The organism is Bartonella saheliensis, assembly GCF_902162175.1.
Genome location: NZ_LR607314.1, coordinates 1 through 1,184, shown reverse-complemented (window position 1 = coordinate 1,184; position 1,184 = coordinate 1). Strand labels below are relative to the sequence as shown.

Sequence of the window (1,184 nt, the reverse complement as noted above, 5' to 3'; positions counted from 1 at the left end):
ACCATTATTTACTCAATGATCTTAGAAACGATACCGGCACCAACAGTACGACCACCTTCACGAATAGCAAAGCGAAGCTTCTCTTCCATGGCAATAGGAACAATCAGTGAAACATCCATCGCAACATTATCACCAGGCATAACCATCTCTGTACCTTCTGGAAGCGTCACAATCCCTGTTACATCTGTGGTACGAAAATAAAACTGAGGGCGATAATTCGTGAAAAATGGAGTATGACGACCTCCCTCATCTTTCGTTAAAATATAGGCCTCTGCTTTAAATCTCGTATGGGGAGTAACAGAACCAGGCTTCGCCAAAACCTGTCCACGCTCAATCCCTTCACGATCAACACCACGAAGCAGCGCTCCAATATTATCGCCTGCTTGACCTTGATCCAAAAGCTTGCGGAACATTTCAACACCGGTAACTGTCGTCTTGGAAGTCGGACGAATACCTATAATTTCTATTTCCTCACCAACCTTAATAACACCACGCTCAACACGACCCGTAACAACTGTTCCACGTCCCGAAATGGAGAAAACATCCTCAATCGGCATCAAAAATGGCTGATCAACAGGACGCTCTGGGGTGGGGATATAATTATCAACTTCACTCATCAAAAGACGGACTGCATCTTCTCCAATGCTTTTATCTTTATCTTCAAGCGCTGCCAACGCAGAGCCTTTCACTATCGGTATTTCATCTCCTGGAAAATCATACTTTGATAATAACTCACGAACCTCAAGCTCAACAAGCTCCAAAAGCTCCGCATCATCAACCTGATCAACTTTATTGAGGAAAACAACAATCGCTGGAACACCAACTTGGCGCGCCAACAAAATATGCTCACGGGTCTGAGGCATTGGGCCATCAGCTGCAGAAACAACCAAAATTGCCCCATCCATCTGCGCTGCCCCTGTAATCATGTTTTTAACATAATCCGCGTGTCCAGGACAATCAACATGCGCATAGTGGCGTTTCTCTGTTTCATATTCAACATGCGCAGTAGAAATCGTAATTCCACGAGCACGTTCCTCTGGTGCAGCATCAATTTGGTCATAGGCTTTAAATTCACCAAAATATTTCGTAATCGCTGCTGTCAACGACGTCTTCCCATGATCAACGTGACCAATCGTTCCTATATTAACATGCGGTTTTGTACGTTCAAATTTGCTCTTTGCCAT

Annotated in this window: 1 protein-coding gene; it reads right to left on the bottom strand. The window is 44.3% G+C overall.

The features are described 5' to 3' along the window. Positions 1–8: 8 nt before the first annotated feature. Positions 9–1,184 (bottom strand): elongation factor Tu, encoded by a 1,176-nt coding sequence (gene tuf, locus FS875_RS09965; protein ID WP_144756285.1) that lies wholly within the window; start codon positions 1,182–1,184, stop codon positions 9–11.

What these genes read in the sequence shown, in the direction of transcription:
- tuf (WP_144756285.1), bottom strand. Translation starts at nt 1,184, where the DNA reads ATGGCAAAGAGCAAATTTGAACGTACAAAACCGCATGTTAATATAGGA.